Origin of the sequence: Paraburkholderia phymatum (genome assembly GCF_040965635.1) — a bacterium.
Classification (GTDB): Bacteria; Pseudomonadota; Gammaproteobacteria; order Burkholderiales; family Burkholderiaceae; genus Paraburkholderia; species Paraburkholderia phymatum_B.
Window position 1 is genome coordinate 631,774 of the sequence record NZ_JBFRCH010000003.1, and the last position, 14,218, is coordinate 645,991.

The window sequence follows — 14,218 nt, forward strand, 5'->3', positions numbered from 1 at the left end:
ATGGGCTCGCTTTCCACCTTGCGTTCGGATGCGGCTGCTGTTCGCCGCGCGCGCGTCGAAGACTTCGGCGGTCCGTGCCGCGCGCTGTCCGACACGACGCTTGCCGAGCTTGCCGTCGCATCGCTGATCGAAGAAGCGCAACTGACGCCGAAGCCCGCGCTCGTCGATGGGCGCGGCAGCGGCGCGCATCGCGATCTCGACTTGCCGCTGATGCTGCGCTCCGCCCGCGCGCTCGAACCGACGTTCGCGGCGCTCGCGCGCGCCTCGCGTGGCCGCATGCCGTCCGCGACGCTGCGCGCGGAACTCGCGCAGCTCGGACGCGCGGGCGAACAGGACATGATGCGAGCGACGGACGGCAGCAATGCGCATCGCGGCGCGATATGGATCGTCGGCCTGCTGGTCGCGGGCGCGGCGATCGTGTTCGACGAAGACGCTCCGCTTGCTTCGCCAGCGCTGCCGTTGCACGCATATGTGCACGCGCATGCGCATGCACACTCGCATGCCGCGCGCGTCTGCGAACTCGCCGCACAGATCGCCTGCTTTCCCGATCGCTTCGCCGCGCCCGCCGACAGCCACGGCGAGCGCGCGCGTCGGCGGTATCGCGTCGGCGGCGCGCGCCAGGAAGCGCAGGACGGCTTTCCGCATGTGATCGGCGTCGGTCTGCCCGCATTGCGCGCGGCGCGCGCGAAGGGCATCCGCGAGGACGACGCGCGTCTTGACGCACTGCTCGCGATCATGGCGTCGCTCGACGATACGTGCCTGCTGCATCGCGCGGGTCTCGCCGGTCTGCGCGCGGGACAGCGCGGCGCTCGCGCGGTGCTCGCGGCGGGCGGCGCATCGACGGCAGCGGGACGCGCGGCGCTCGATGCGCTCGACGCCGGGCTGCTGTCGCTCAACGCTTCTCCCGGCGGCGCAGCCGATCTGCTCGCCGCCACCCTCTTCATCGACAGGCTGGCCCATTGCGCGGCCAGCGGGAGCTGAAACTGATGGAACAGATGACATTCGACTATCCGGCGCAACGCGCGATCACGACACGCGCGCATGTGGGCGTCGTCGGCTCGGGGGATCTCGAAGTGCTGCTGTCGCCCGCCGATGCGATGAAGGCGTCGGTGACGGTGCGCACCAGCGTCGACGGTTACGGGCATATCTGGAAGAGCGTGCTCGACCGCTTTTTCACGCGCTATGACGGCGCCGCGCGGATCGAGATCAACGACTTCGGCGCGACGCCCGGCGTCGTCGCGCTGCGTCTCGCAGAAGCAGTCGAAGCCGCCGAAGCGAACGACCAGGGAGCGAGCGCATGAGCACGATGACGACACCCGCCGCGCCCGCGCTGACGCTGCGCGACAGCTTCATCGAGCTGCCCGCGCGCGAGCGGGCGCGCGCGCTCCTCGACGACGGCACGTTCCGCGAATTGCTTGGTCCGTTCGATCGCATCGAATCGCCGTGGCTGTCGTTGCAAGGCATCGTCTGCCAGGCCGACGATGGCGCCGTGATCGCGCGCGGCACGATCGACGGCAAGCCCGCCGTGATCGCCGCAATCGAATCCGCGTTCCAGGGCGGCAGCATCGGGGAAGTATCGGGCAGCAAGATCGCTGCCGCGCTCGAACTCGCACTGCGCGATTGCGAGCGCGGCAGGATCGTGCAGCCCGTCGTGCTGTTCGAAACGGGCGGCGTGCGCTTGCAGGAAGCGAATCTCGGGCTCGCCGTGATCGCGGAGATCCAGGCGGCGATCGTCGCGTTGCGGCGCCATGTGCCCGTCGTCGGCGTGATCGCGGGGATGGTCGGCTGCTTCGGCGGCATGTCGCTCGCGGCCGGGCTGTGCTCGTATCTGATCGCGACGAAACAGGGGCGGCTCGGCATGAACGGCCCCGAAGTGATCGAGCAGGAAGCGGGCATCGAAGAGCTCGATGCGAGCGACCGGCGCCGCGTGTGGCAGATGATCGGCGGCGAGCAGCGCGTGGCGACGGGACTCGCCGACGCGCTGGTCGATGACGACGCGCACGCGATCCGCGCAGCGATTCGCGATGCGTTCGCGCGAGGCGTGCCGACAGCGCATCGCAGCGAGCAGGTGTCGGTGTATCTGGAGCGGCTAGCGCGGATCGATCCCGCAAACGTATCGCCGGAAACGATGCGTGAGGTGTTCGAACAAGACTCGGCGGCCGCGCCGCGCAAGGAGCAATGATGAGCCCAACGAGCAACAACCAGACTCTCACGCGCGGCATGCGCTGGTTCAAGGCGCTCGCGGGCGACACTACAGCCGTGGCCGTGCCCGTCTGGTGCGGCGACGGCGCGATCGGCAGCGTACCGGGCAGTGAAGCGGCCCGCTTCATCGCCGTCGTGCCCGATCCGCACAACCGCTTTCCGCGCGCGACCGACAACGTCGTCGGCCTCGAACAGGGCTGGCGGCTCGCCCAAGCGGTGCGCGACGTCATTGCGCGCGATGCGTCGTCGGACCGCAAGCGCCCCATCGTTGCGGTCGTCGATGTGAAGAGCCAGGCATACGGCTATCGCGAAGAGACGCTCGGCATTCATCTCGCGTGCGCATCGGCCGTCGATGCGTATGCGAGCGCGCGCGATGCCGGGCATCCCGTCGTCGCGTTGATCGTCGGACCGGCTATGTCGGGCGCGTTCCTCGCGCACGGCTATCAGGCGAACCGGATCGTCGCGCTCGACGCGCCGGGCACGATGGTGCACGCGATGGGCAAGGAGGCGGCCGCGCGCGTCACGCGACGCACCGTCGAAGAACTCGACAAGCTCGGCGAAACGATCACGCCGATGTCGTACACGATGGCGTCGTTCGCGAAGCTCGGGCTACTCGACACGCTGATCGAAGGCATCGATGCCGATGCGCCGACCGATGCGCAGATCGAACGCGTACGCGGCGTGCTGGCCGAGTCGGTGCAGAGCGCGCGGTCCGATGAACGCGGGCTGTCGCGGCGGCTGCAATCGGATACGGCGAAACAGACGCGCGCGGCGTCGATCGAAGTGCGGCGCCGGCTGGCCGAGCAGTGGGACGCTGCGTGATGCGTGTGTGCGCGGTTGCTCCTTTTGCGCTCGACGATGCGGCTGCTTCAGACGATCCGCGTTGGCAGGCGCATGACATTCTGCGTTTGCATCGGCTCGAAGCGTTCGACGACGAGCCGGCGTGGGTCCGCGATGCGTTCGCGCGCGCGCCGTTCGTCGTCGTGCGACGGGCGCAAGTGGCGCCGGGTTTTGTCGCGGTGGGCGTGCGCGGCGCGGCGCGCAACGAGCGGTATGGAACGTGGGCGCGCAGCGACGATATCGAGGCAGTGGTGAAGCCCGAAGCGTTATTGTCGGCCTCGACACTCACTGCGGATCGCCGCGCATTGCCTGCGCTTGTCGCGCTCGATGCGCTGCGCCGCGAATCGCGTTCGGTGCTCGACACATTTACCTGGGGACCGACGGGAAGCGTCGGCTTCGAACTCGCGACGTTCACGTCAACCGTCACGTTGACGAGCGATCTCGATCTGTTGATAAGGATGCCAAATCATTTTCCACGCGACGAAGCGCGGCGGCTGCAAGCCTTGCTCGACACGCACGCGATGCACGCCGGCATCCGTATCGACGCGCAACTCGAAACGCCAGCGGGCGGCGTCGCCCTCGTCGAATATGCGTCCGACAAGGCGCGCGTGATGGCGCGAGACGCGAGCGGTCCACGGCTCGTCACCGATCCGTGGGCGTGCGTTCATGCGCACGCGAATCGCTGATGCTCGCGTTTCTCTTTCCCGGTCAGGGCGCGCAATCCGAAGGCTTCTTGCATCGCCTCGGCGGTCATGCCGCGATTCGCACGACGCTCGATGAGGCATCGCAGGCGCTCGGCGTCGATGTGCTCACGCTCGACACGCCAACGGCGCTCGAATCGACCGTCGCCGTGCAGACGGGCTTGCTGATTGCAGGCGTCGCGATGCAGCGCGCGCTCGAAGCCGAGGGACTCGCGCCGGAGATCAGCGCGGGCCTGTCTGTGGGCGCGTATGCGGCGGCTGTCGGCTGCGGCTCGATCGCGTTCGCCGATGCGCTGCTGATGGTCCGCAAGCGCGCCGAACTGATGGAAGCCGCCTACCCCAGCGGCTACGGACTCGCGGCGATTGCGGGGATGACCGAGCACGAAGTCGAACGGCTCGCCGATGCGCAAGCGCGCGAGAGCAATGAGCGCGTGTACGTCGGCAACGTGAACGCGCCGCGCCAGATCGTCGTCGCGGGATCGAGCCGTGCGCTCGATGCGTTCATCGAGCGCGCGCTCGCGGCAGGCGCGCGCAAGGCGACGCGGCTTGTCGTCAGCGTGCCGTCGCATTGCGAACTGCTCGCCGCGGCCGCCGACGCGCTCACCAGCTATGCGCGCAGCGTGCCGTTTCGCGCGCCTTCGAGTCTTTACGTCGGCAATCGCGGCGGCCGCGCATTGCATACGGCCGACGCCATCCGCGACGACCTGGCGACCAACATGCGCTATACGGTCCGCTGGTTCGACGCGTTGACGGTGATGGTCGAAATGGGCGCAACGGTGTTCGTCGAAGCATCGCCGGGACAGGTGTTGACCGATATCGTCCGCGAGCAGTATCCGGATGTGGCCGCCATCGCGGCGAGCACGCTGCCATTGGACCGGCTCGCGCCGACCATTCATCGCCGCAGCGAATCCGCCGGCTGAAACCGGTTCCTTATGCGCATAAATTTTTTCTAATTTTTAATGCGCGTGTAGCAATTCTGCGGGGCTACTTTCCGGGCGTGATGAAGCGGAACGTCAGATTCACGCGCTCGCCCTGCACCTTCGGCTCTTTCGGCACGCGATGCCGCCATTCGGCCTGGGTCCTTCCGCGCATCACGAGCAGGCTTCCGCCCTTCAGCTGATATGACTGCACGACGCCCGTCCGGTTGTGCTGCAGATCGAACCGGCGCGCCACGCCAAGACTCACCGACGCGATCACAGGCTCCTTGCCGAGTTCGGGCTCGCGGTCCGCGTGCCAGCCCATGCTGTCCGCGCCGCTGCGGTAGCGGTTGAGCAGCACGCTGTTGAACGGCGCATCGCAGGTTGCCTCGACGGCCGATCTCAGTTCCGCGACGGCGGGCGTCCACGGCTGCGGCACGTTGCGGATGCCCGAGTACACATAGACGGCACCGCGCTCGCCTTGCCACGCGGTCAGGCGCGGCAGCGGCACGCGGCCCGCGGGCGTGAACATCGAATCCTGCTGCCAGGCCACTTCCTCGACGACGCGCGCGAGCAACTGCGCGGCGGCGTCGGGCGCGAGCCACTCGGGGAACCACGCGACATCGGGGGTCGGCAAATCGTCGAACAAATCGGCGGACATCGTATTGCGATCGCGAGCCAACGCTCGCGAAGCCTCTCTTTCAAGGGAACAAGGTTATTATCGGACGTGATGCCGCGACGCGTCGCCGTCCAGCTTGCGCTTTCATCCGCATTCCAGAAACCGCACTGCTCATCATCATGACTCTTTCCGACGACGCACTCGATCAACTGATCCGCACCGCCCGCACGCACAACGGCTGGCAGCCGCGGCCCGTCGACGATTCTCTGCTCCGGCGGCTGGTCGAACTCGTGCTGCTCGGCCCGACATGGCCAATTCGAGCCCGGCGCGCTTCGTGTACGTGAAGACGCCCGAGGCCAAGGCGCGGCTGCGTTCCGCGTTGTCCGAAGGCAATCTGGAGAAAACGATGTCGGTGCCCGTCACGGTCATCGTCGGCATGGACATGGCGTTCTACGATCATCTGCCGAAGCTCTTTCCGCACGCCGATGCGCGCAGCTGGTTCGCCGGCAACGAAGCCGCGATCGCCGACACCGCGTTTCGCAACGCGACGCTGCAACGGCTATCTGATCATGGCCGCGCGTGCGCTCGGCCTCGATACGGGCGCGATGTCCGGCTTCGACAAGGCGAAGGTGGATGCGGAGTTTTTCGCCGGCACGACCGTCAAGTCGAACTTTCTGATCAATCTCGGCTACGGCGATCACTCGAAACTTTTTCCGCGCAGCCCGCGCCTTTCGTTCGACGAAGCGGCGCGTATCGTTTGATCGCAAGCGGCGCGTATCGTTTGATCGCAAGCGGCGCGTATCCACGTTTGCTGCTCGCGGCGCGCTGATACGCGTCGCGAGCGAAAGGCGTCAACTGGTCAGCATTGCGATGTAGAACACGATCGCGCCGACGAGCGCGCCGACAAAGCAGAAGCCCTCTTCGGCTTCGTCGCCTCGCGAGCGCAGCCATGCGGCGGCGACGCCGAAGAGCCCCGCCACGCCGAGCGCGACGAACACCATCACGACATAGAAAAGCGCGGTGCGGCCCAATTCGGAAAAATCGATGCTGCGCACGCCGTAATAGACGCCGAGCGCCATCAGCGACAGCACGACCATCGGCAGCATCACGTGGCTGCCTTCGTAGCCGATGTGGTGCTCGCGATGCGTGATCTTTGTCGTTTTCATCTTTGCCCCCCCACCTCGATCCGATATGGCGATCAAGCGCGCAGCTGTCGCTGGCAGGGCATCTATCGCGTTCGTTCATGCCGGGAAAGGAACGCGGTGACTGCGGATGCGGCAGTGCGCTTACTTTGAGAATAGTCCGTTCGTGTCTGCAACTCAATACCCATTTAATAGGCATGACGAAGAACTCGTCGCGTCCATCGTGCTGCATTGCAGCGCGCGTGGACAGTGCCTGACAGCGCCTGCGCCGCGCCATGGCGCAAGCCTTCGGCAAGCGCGCAAAACTGCTTGTAGAATGACTGGCCGCCTTCCGTCTGTCTCTCTTAGTCTGTCGGCGTGCTTCCTGCGACTCGTCTCCCGCGCTGCGCCAGCGCCCTGCTCCCACCTATGCGCCGCCTATCGTTTCTTGTCCGGATCATCGCCATTGGCATTCTGCTGCACGTCTATGTCGGCATCCGGATCATTCCCGAACTGCCCGTCGATAACGCCGTGAAGTGGCTGTGCGCGCTGTGGCTCGTGCTGTCCGTGCTGCTGATTCCGCTCGGCATGATCTCGCGCACGATCGAACGGCAGCCGCTCGGCGACCGGCTCGCGTGGGCGGGCTTGCTCCCGCTCGGCTTCTTTTCGTCGCTGCTCGTGCTGACGTTCGCGCGCGAACTGATGCTGCTCGTCGTGCTGATCGTCGCGATGTTCGCGCCGCAAGCGATTCACGTCACGCAGTGGGAGATCGATAGCGCGACCGCGGTGCCGCTGCTCGCGCTGCTGTCCACGGCTGTCGGCTTCGTCAATGCGCGGCGCCGCGCACGCGTCGTGTCCATTGACGTGCCAATCGACGATCTGCCGCGCGCTCTCGATGGCTTCACGATCGTGCAGATCAGCGATATTCACGTCGGCCCGACCATCAAGCGTGGTTATGTCGATGCCATCGTCGATGCCGTGAATCGCCTGAAGCCCGATCTGATCGCGGTGACGGGCGATGTCGTCGATGGCAGCGTCGAGCGGCTGTCCGAGCACACGCGGCCGCTATCGCGCCTGAGCGCGCGTCATGGCGCTTACCTGGTGACGGGGAACCACGAATACTATTCGGGCGCCGATGCGTGGATCGCCGAGTTTCAGCGTCTGGGCCTGCGCGTGCTGCTCAACGAGCATGTCGTCGTCGAGCACGACGGCGCGCAAGCGGTGATCGCGGGCGTCACCGACTATACGGCGGGGCACTTCGATCCCACGCATCGGAGCGACCCGGCCGCGGCACTCGAAGGCGCGCCCGGCGACGTGCTGATCAGGGTGCTGCTCGCGCATCAGCCGCGCACGGCCGAGGCCGCCGCCGACGCGGGCTTCACGCTGCAACTGTCCGGCCACACGCACGGCGGCCAGTTCTTTCCGTGGAATTTTGCTGTGCGGCTGCAACAGCCGTTTGTCGCCGGGCTTTCGCGGCTCGATAACCTGTGGGTCTATACGAGCCGCGGCACCGGCTATTGGGGACCGCCCAAGCGTCTGGGCGCGCCATCGGAAATCACGCGATTGCGTCTGGTCGGCGGCGGCGCTTGAGCATCAACTGACGCATCAACTGATGGACCACTGAGCTTCGACTGGACCTCGGCCGGCACGCTTCGATCCCGTTTCTATCACGCCGTGATCTTTTGGCCCGGCAGCATCGATCCCGTTTCCTGAAACCGCGCGTGCCATGCGAACGCTTCGCGCAGCACGTGCGGCGTCTGACCGCCGAGGCGCAGTGCGTCGCGATAGTAGTCGCGCAGCAGATCGCGATAGAGGGGATGCACGCACTGGTCGATAATCAGCGACGCGCGCTCGCGCGGCGCGAGTCCGCGCAGATCCGCGAGGCCGATTTCCGTCACGACGATATCGACGTCGTGTTCGTTGTGATCGACGTGCGGGACCATCGGCACGACGCTTGAAATCGCGCCGTCCTTCGCAATCGACTTCGTCGCGAAGATCGCGCACGACGCGTTGCGCGCGAAGTCGCCCGAGCCGCCGATGCCGTTCATCATGTGCGTGCCGCCGACATGCGTCGAATTCACGTTGCCGTAGATGTCGAACTCGAGCGCCGTGTTCAGCGCGATCAGGCCGAGCCGGCGAATCACTTCCGGATGGTTGCTGACTTCCTGCGGACGCAGCACGAGACGGTCGCGATAGCGCGCGAGATCGCCGAACACCTGCGCCTGGCGCTTCTCGGACAACGTGATCGACGCGCCCGATGCGAACGTGACCTTGCCTGCGTCCATCAGATCAAAGGTCGAATCCTGCAGGACTTCCGAGTAGATCGTGAACGGCTCGAACGGCGACTCGACGAAGCCGGCCAGCACCGCATTCGCGATCGTGCCGATGCCAGCCTGCAGCGGCGGCAGCGGCGAAGGCATGCGTCCCAGCGACACCTCCTGTTGGAGAAATTCGATCAGATGACCCGCGATCCGCGCGGTGTCTTCGTCGGCGGGCAGCACGGTCGACGGGCTGTCGGGCTTGTCGGTGATGACGATTGCGGCGATCTTCTCGGGCGGAATCTCGATCGCGGTCGTGCCGACGCGGTCGCCCGGACGCACGATGGGCAGCGGCTCGCGATGCGGACGGCGGCCCGGAATCCAGATGTCGTGCAGGCCCTCGAACGCGAGCGGCTGCGCGAGATTGATTTCGACGATGACCTTGTCCGCGAGAATCGCGAAGCTCGCCGAGTTGCCGACGGACGTGGTCGGCACGATGCCGCCCGTCTCGGTGATCGCAACGGCCTCGATGATCGCGACGTCAAGCTTGCCGAGCTGGCCGGCGCGCAGCATTTCGACCGTCTCGGACAGATGCTGGTCGACGAACATCACGTCGCCGCGATTGATCGCGCGGCGCAACGTGTTGTCCACTTGAAACGGCAAACGGCGTGCGAGCACGCCGGCATCCGTCAACAGGCTGTCGACGCCGTGACCGAGCGAGGCGCCCGTCATCAGCGTGATGCGCAGCGGCTTGCCTTCGTTACGCGCGCGTTCGGCCAGCGCAACGGGCACGGCCTTCGCGTCGCCCGCGCGCGTAAAGCCGCTCGCGCCGACGCGCATGCCATCGTGAATCAGCAGCGCTGCCTGCGCCGCCGACGTGATCTTGCCGCGCAACGCGGCACAACGAATCCTGTCTTCGTACATGAATGAAAGTCTCTCCGATGTCACGCTCGCGGCAGCCGAAGTGCATGGCTTGTTGTAGGTGTGCGTCGTCCCGTTGCCGCCTGATGCCAGTTGATGCTGTGTAGCAGGTGCTTCGCCGTGCCGCTCGCGTTAGCTGCCGAAGTACATCACGCAGTAGCTCACGGGACCGACACAGTCATTGGCCTTCTTTGCGGGTGCCGTGGCGGGACGCTGCGCTTCGGGTTGCGCGACGCGTGCCGCGTTCGCCTGGGCAACCTGTTGCGCGCCCTCGTCCGCCGGCGCCGCCTGTGCGTGCGCGAAGGCAGCAGCAGACAACGAGCAGGCAATCAGGACCAACTTCAGCGCTTTCATTTCAATCTCTCCATTTGATTCAGTGACTGCGGAAGCAGTGCCCCAACTATAGGACCGGGGTCGGCGCGGATTAAGAGGGCCAGGCGGAAGGCATTCTTCCAGGTTGCAGCAAGATCGATATTCGACGCGGCTAACCGGGCTAACGCGCGTCGAATGGCGCGTCCTTGTCGAGCAGCGTCGTGCGGATGAAGTGCAGGCAGCTGAGGATGCGCTGCTGGTCGTGGCGCTTCTCGCGATTCGCATGGACGGCATCGAGCACCTGCTGCACGACACGCATCGCGGCGCTCACGGCGATCTGCGCGCGTTGTGCATTCGCCTTGTCGGGCCGCTCGAAAAGCCGCGCGAGCTCGCGCGTGACGCGATCGAGCGAGGGCTTCCAGCGCGTGTGCAGTTGCGTCGCGTAGGCCGCACGCTCGGCGTCGCCGCGCAGATCGATGACGGCGTGACCGACTTCGAGCGTCACCAGCATCCATCTGAGCGCGTAACGGTGGCGTCGCGAGCGCCTCGGCAACAGCATCCGCAACTGGTGCATCAGGTCGTGCGTGCTCGACTGGAAGCGCTGCGCGAGACCCGCGAGCGGCGCCGTGCAGGCGAGCGTGATCTGACTGCGCAGATCGCCTTCGATGCGCGCGACCAGCCATGGCATCTGCACGGGGAAGACAATCGCGGCGCCGAACGCCGTAACGAGCATCGACACGACGATCGCAATGCCGTTGTTGATCAACAGGTCGGGGGCGTACGCGACGACGTTGTCGGGCGCGGCGAGCAGGCAGAAGAACACCGTGAAGCCGACGCCGTAGCCCGAAGTTTTCGCACGCGACGCGAGGAACGTCCCCGTCGCGAGCACGGGCGCGAGCATCGCGCATAGCAGCGGAAAGCCATCGATGGCGGGATACACGTAGCACGTGACGAGATAGCCGGCGATCGTCGCGCACGCTGCGCCGACGGACATCTGCAGCGCGAGCTTGACGGGGTTCGGCGCGGACGACGTCAGCGCGCAAGTGAGCGCCGCGCCGATCACGGCCATGCCGCCGCTCGGCCAGTTGGTCGCGATCCAGAACCCGCTGACGGCGCCGACCACAACCGCCGTGCGCGCGAACGTGCACGCGACGACGAATCCGTTGGTCTGGCTCACGTAACGCACGGGTGGACGCTCGCGCGCGGGGTTGTGATTGGTCTCGAGCGACGCGTAGGTATCGATGTATCGAATGAACTCGCCGACGAAGCGATACAGCAACTCTCCCGCAGTATCGAAGTCCGGCAGGCATTGAGGCTCAGTCGATTCCAGCGGACGCCGCGTCGCGCGCATTCTTGCCGGCAGCGTCGCCTGGAAGCTCTTGAGTCTGATAGCGATGCGGGCGGCATCGGTCGAATCGAAGTGTCGTTCCGTGTGTGCGCCGAGCAATTGCGACAGCTCGCGAAAATACGGCGCGGTCGATTGCGGGACGAGAATCGACTGGTTGTCTCGCAGACGCTTCCTCAACTGATGCAGTGCATGCAGACGCGCGCAGACGTCCATGAACTCGTGGTTCAGCCTTGCAAGCACCTGACTGCGCGAACGCATGCCTGGGTCCTCGAAGGCAGCGAACGCGCGTGTCGCTTCGAAGCCCACCACTTCGTCGACGAGATCCGCGAAATAGCGCTCCGACGCGCCCCGCTCGACCGCCCCATCCAGCACTTTCACGGCGAAGACAGTAAAATCGAGATGCCTCAGTTGCAGCGCGTTTTGCAGCGCCAGGCTCGACCGGCGCGGCACGATCAGCGCGCTCACTGCGGCCGAGCAGATGATGCCGATCGCCACTTCCGCGGCGCGCGTCAACGCGGCGAGGAACAGGCCGCTCGGCTCCATGACGGTCGGAATGCCGATCAGCGCAGCGGTATAACCCGCCAGCACGAAGCCGTACCAGCGAAAATGCCGATATCGCACAGCCGCCGCCACGCATGCGCCCATCCAGGCCGTGATGCCGAGCATGTAAAGCTCGGGCTGCTGCGCGAACAGCGCGCCGAGCAGCAGCGCGGCCAGCATCCCGACGAACGTCCCTACAATCCGATAGAAGCTCTTCGCGAGCACCATTCCGCTGAACGGCTGCATCAGGACGAACACGGTCGTCATCGCCGTGCGCGGCTGCTGCAATTCGAGCAGCATCGCAATACCCAGCGCAAGCAGCGCCGCCGTCACCGTTTTGAAGAGATGAAGCCAGACGAGGCCGTCGGTAGTCGCCCACTCTTCGGTCGCATCGGCGATTGCCCGCAACATGCCGGTTCGCCATCCGAGAGTAGTACCGGACGACACTCGCTTCATCGCATGCTGGGGTTTCATTTGTTGAGACTGCGCTTGGCTGTTGTCGGAGAAGCGCGGCACCAAACATGCACACTCCCGCCCTGAAGGCGCCGATTGTAGGAGCCTGCGTTGTGCGAATTAATGCTAGGCGTAGGGAACATCCCTTGCAGAACACTCAACAATCGCGGGATGCAATAGGCGGACAATAACGGTTTGATGTCAGTCAAGAAGAATTGATGGATACGTTACAAAACATGCGGGTGTTCGTGCGCGTCGTTGAGGCGGGCAGTTTCACGGCAGCGGCGCAATCGCTCAATACGACGACGGGCGCGATGTCCCGCGCGGTTTCAGAACTCGAGGCGCATCTGCGGACGCGTCTGCTGAACAGGTCGACAAGACGCCTCGCATTGACGACCGCCGGTGAGAGATATCTGAAGCGATGTCAGCAGATTCTTGCTGATGTCGATAATGCTGAAGAAGAAGCAAGTGGCGCGCATGAGCGGCCGTCGGGCGTGCTGCGAATGCATAGCTTTGCGAGCATCGGCCAGCACTACGTGCTGCCCGCGATCTCGCGATATCGCGAGATTTATCCCGAAGTTGCCGTCGAACTCACGCTTTCGCAGCAGATGCCGGATCTGTTCGAAGGCAGCGCCGATGTCGCTGTCGTGGGAGCGTCGACGTTGCCCAATTCCGATCTCGTATCGCTTCTCCTCGGGACGACGTTCAGCATCTTGTGCGCGTCACCCGCTTACCTCCACGCGCACGCAGCGCCCAAAACGCCCGCGGATCTGCTCCATCATGACTGTCTGTTGCTCAAGACGCCGGCCTTTCCGACCAGCGAGTGGACACTCGATGGCCCGAACGGCAGCGAGGCGCTGGAAGTGAGCGGGCCCGTGCAGGTGAATATCGCCGAATCGCTGATCGTGGCGATTCGTGAAGGCATGGGGATCGGGATGCTGCCGCTGTACGCGGCCATCGACGGACTGCGGACGGGATCGCTCGTGCGCGTGCTGCCGGAATACACGCTGCAGAAGATGAATGTTTATGCGCTATATCCGTCGCGTAAGTTCATCGACGCGAAGACGCGGACGTGGGTGGAGTTTCTGCGGACGCATCTGCCGCAGGTCATTGCCCGCGACGTCGCGTTGCTGGGTGAGACGGGATGCCAGAGTGTGATCAGCGATGCGCTGCGTGCGGATGACGGGGGCGTTGCGGCCCCGCAGACGAAGCATTGAGGAGAGTTGGTGTTCGGTTAGTGCGCCTGTGTGCTGGATGCGCAGTCCCGGCGCACACGTCCCTGGGTGCCCCGACGACCGGGTGCCCGCTGGGCAGGACGTTCTCGCGTTGAGCCGCGGCATGAACGACATGGCGACATGGCGGAGGCGTGGAGAAAAGGAATGCGGGTCTGCGCCAGCGCGTGGCGGTGGCGGAACAGGGCTGTCTATCGCGAGGGAAGGGCTGCCACGGCCGGATCGTGGTGCCGGCGTTACCGGGGCGGGGCCGGCCAGGGTGTAGAAGCCGGGGCGACGGCAGCGGCAACACGTTTTGCGTAGACGGCTTGTACCCGCAGCGCCGGCGGGAGGAAGGGTAAAACATGGCGCCGTAAACGACCGCGGCCCCGCCTGTTGGAGGGCGGGGCCGGGTGCTGTGTAAGGAGCCTGACGATTACCTACTTTCACACGGGCAATCCGCACTATCATCGGCGTGGAGTCGTTTCACGGTCCTGTTCGGGATGGGAAGGGGTGGGACCGACTCGCTATGGTCATCAGGCATGACGGGTTGCCGCGTCGCTATGGGGGTTACGTTACCTTTGAGCGCCGCGGCCAATCGGGAAGAAGCGTAAAGAGGGGTGGGGTTGTGTTGTTTTTGGCACAACGTCGATCTGTCAACCATCAGCGTGTCCGTGCTCCCTTCGGGAGTGAGATGCCCGCACGTGCTGAAGCACGAGCGATCATCGCAAAACACACCGGTTATAGGATCAAGCCTTACGGGCAATTAGTATCA

General features: G+C 65.3%; 13 protein-coding genes, 1 rRNA gene and 1 pseudogene. 9 read left to right on the top strand and 6 right to left on the bottom strand.

The genetic code is table 11. From position 1 onward, the window contains the following. Genes AB4Y32_RS09425 through mdcH form a run of 6 tightly spaced genes read left to right on the top strand, consistent with a single transcriptional unit; the run spans position 1 to position 4,663 of the window. The gene (locus tag AB4Y32_RS09425) at positions 1-981 is read left to right on the top strand and encodes a triphosphoribosyl-dephospho-CoA synthase (protein WP_368721053.1); all 981 of its coding nucleotides are present in this window, start codon (positions 1-3) and stop codon (positions 979-981) included. Positions 982-986: 5 nt separating this feature from the next. Further along, positions 987-1,301, top strand: coding sequence for a malonate decarboxylase subunit delta (locus tag AB4Y32_RS09430; RefSeq protein ID WP_368721054.1), 315 nt, complete (start codon positions 987-989; stop codon positions 1,299-1,301). Next, a complete protein-coding gene (locus AB4Y32_RS09435; RefSeq protein WP_368721055.1) occupies positions 1,298-2,182 on the top strand; it encodes a biotin-independent malonate decarboxylase subunit beta in 885 nt (294 codons plus the stop codon). The genes AB4Y32_RS09430 and AB4Y32_RS09435 overlap by 4 nt, the downstream gene beginning before the upstream one ends. Further along, a complete protein-coding gene (gene mdcE / locus AB4Y32_RS09440; RefSeq protein ID WP_368721095.1) occupies positions 2,182-3,024 on the top strand; it encodes a biotin-independent malonate decarboxylase subunit gamma in 843 nt (280 codons plus the stop codon). Before AB4Y32_RS09435 ends, mdcE begins: the two co-directional genes overlap by 1 nt. After that, complete coding sequence (locus AB4Y32_RS09445; RefSeq protein WP_368721056.1) at positions 3,024-3,728, top strand: malonate decarboxylase holo-ACP synthase; 705 nt, start codon at positions 3,024-3,026, stop codon at positions 3,726-3,728. Before mdcE ends, AB4Y32_RS09445 begins: the two co-directional genes overlap by 1 nt. After that, positions 3,728-4,663: a malonate decarboxylase subunit epsilon gene (gene mdcH, locus AB4Y32_RS09450; protein WP_368721096.1), complete on the top strand. Its 936-nt coding sequence runs from the start codon at positions 3,728-3,730 to the stop codon at positions 4,661-4,663. Before AB4Y32_RS09445 ends, mdcH begins: the two co-directional genes overlap by 1 nt. A 64-nt stretch (positions 4,664-4,727) precedes the next feature. Here the strand turns inward: mdcH and AB4Y32_RS09455 are convergent, their stop codons facing one another. Continuing rightward, on the bottom strand, positions 4,728-5,321 hold the full coding sequence (locus AB4Y32_RS09455; RefSeq protein ID WP_368721057.1) for an alpha-ketoglutarate-dependent dioxygenase AlkB: 594 nt from the start codon (positions 5,319-5,321) through the stop codon (positions 4,728-4,730). A gap of 137 nt (positions 5,322-5,458) precedes the next feature. On the opposite strand from AB4Y32_RS09455, the pseudogene AB4Y32_RS09460 reads away from it, so the two are divergent. After that, positions 5,459-6,040: pseudogene (locus AB4Y32_RS09460) on the top strand (malonic semialdehyde reductase). A 90-nt stretch (positions 6,041-6,130) separates the two neighbouring features. Here the strand turns inward: AB4Y32_RS09460 and AB4Y32_RS09465 are convergent. After that, positions 6,131-6,445 (bottom strand): hypothetical protein, encoded by a 315-nt coding sequence (locus AB4Y32_RS09465; protein ID WP_368721058.1) that lies wholly within the window; start codon positions 6,443-6,445, stop codon positions 6,131-6,133. A 384-nt stretch (positions 6,446-6,829) separates the two neighbouring features. On the opposite strand from AB4Y32_RS09465, the gene AB4Y32_RS09470 reads away from it, so the two are divergent. Further along, positions 6,830-7,990, top strand: coding sequence for a metallophosphoesterase (locus AB4Y32_RS09470; protein WP_368721059.1), 1,161 nt, complete (start codon positions 6,830-6,832; stop codon positions 7,988-7,990). Positions 7,991-8,067: 77 nt separating this feature from the next. Here the strand turns inward: AB4Y32_RS09470 and AB4Y32_RS09475 are convergent, their stop codons facing one another. The 3 genes from AB4Y32_RS09475 to AB4Y32_RS09485 all read right to left on the bottom strand — a co-directional run bounded on the left by AB4Y32_RS09475 (position 8,068) and on the right by AB4Y32_RS09485 (position 12,253). Next, on the bottom strand, positions 8,068-9,582 hold the full coding sequence (locus AB4Y32_RS09475) for an acetyl-CoA hydrolase/transferase family protein (protein WP_368721060.1): 1,515 nt from the start codon (positions 9,580-9,582) through the stop codon (positions 8,068-8,070). A gap of 129 nt (positions 9,583-9,711) precedes the next feature. Further along, positions 9,712-9,933 carry a hypothetical protein gene (locus AB4Y32_RS09480; protein ID WP_368721061.1) on the bottom strand — a complete coding sequence of 74 codons (222 nt, stop codon included), beginning with the start codon at positions 9,931-9,933 and terminating at the stop codon, positions 9,712-9,714. A 139-nt stretch (positions 9,934-10,072) separates the two neighbouring features. Next, a complete protein-coding gene (locus tag AB4Y32_RS09485) occupies positions 10,073-12,253 on the bottom strand; it encodes an FUSC family protein (RefSeq protein WP_368721062.1) in 2,181 nt (726 codons plus the stop codon). A gap of 197 nt (positions 12,254-12,450) precedes the next feature. On the opposite strand from AB4Y32_RS09485, the gene AB4Y32_RS09490 reads away from it, so the two are divergent. Then, a complete protein-coding gene (locus AB4Y32_RS09490) occupies positions 12,451-13,449 on the top strand; it encodes a LysR family transcriptional regulator (RefSeq protein WP_368721063.1) in 999 nt (332 codons plus the stop codon). Between the two features lie 421 nt (positions 13,450-13,870). Here the strand turns inward: AB4Y32_RS09490 and rrf are convergent. Then, positions 13,871-13,984: ribosomal RNA gene (rrf, locus tag AB4Y32_RS09495) — 5S ribosomal RNA — on the bottom strand. Positions 13,985-14,218: the final 234 nt, after the last annotated feature.

Coding starts and splice junctions, on each gene's coding strand:
- AB4Y32_RS09425 (WP_368721053.1), top strand. CDS start 1: ATGGGCTCGCTTTCCACCTTGCGTTCGGATGCGGCTGCTGTTCGCCGC.
- AB4Y32_RS09430 (WP_368721054.1), top strand. CDS start 987: ATGGAACAGATGACATTCGACTATCCGGCGCAACGCGCGATCACGACA.
- AB4Y32_RS09435 (WP_368721055.1), top strand. CDS start 1,298: ATGAGCACGATGACGACACCCGCCGCGCCCGCGCTGACGCTGCGCGAC.
- mdcE (WP_368721095.1), top strand. CDS start 2,182: ATGAGCCCAACGAGCAACAACCAGACTCTCACGCGCGGCATGCGCTGG.
- AB4Y32_RS09445 (WP_368721056.1), top strand. CDS start 3,024: ATGCGTGTGTGCGCGGTTGCTCCTTTTGCGCTCGACGATGCGGCTGCT.
- mdcH (WP_368721096.1), top strand. CDS start 3,728: ATGCTCGCGTTTCTCTTTCCCGGTCAGGGCGCGCAATCCGAAGGCTTC.
- AB4Y32_RS09455 (WP_368721057.1), bottom strand. CDS start 5,321: ATGTCCGCCGATTTGTTCGACGATTTGCCGACCCCCGATGTCGCGTGG.
- AB4Y32_RS09465 (WP_368721058.1), bottom strand. CDS start 6,445: ATGAAAACGACAAAGATCACGCATCGCGAGCACCACATCGGCTACGAA.
- AB4Y32_RS09470 (WP_368721059.1), top strand. CDS start 6,830: ATGCGCCGCCTATCGTTTCTTGTCCGGATCATCGCCATTGGCATTCTG.
- AB4Y32_RS09475 (WP_368721060.1), bottom strand. CDS start 9,582: ATGTACGAAGACAGGATTCGTTGTGCCGCGTTGCGCGGCAAGATCACG.
- AB4Y32_RS09480 (WP_368721061.1), bottom strand. CDS start 9,933: ATGAAAGCGCTGAAGTTGGTCCTGATTGCCTGCTCGTTGTCTGCTGCT.
- AB4Y32_RS09485 (WP_368721062.1), bottom strand. CDS start 12,253: ATGAAACCCCAGCATGCGATGAAGCGAGTGTCGTCCGGTACTACTCTC.
- AB4Y32_RS09490 (WP_368721063.1), top strand. CDS start 12,451: ATGGATACGTTACAAAACATGCGGGTGTTCGTGCGCGTCGTTGAGGCG.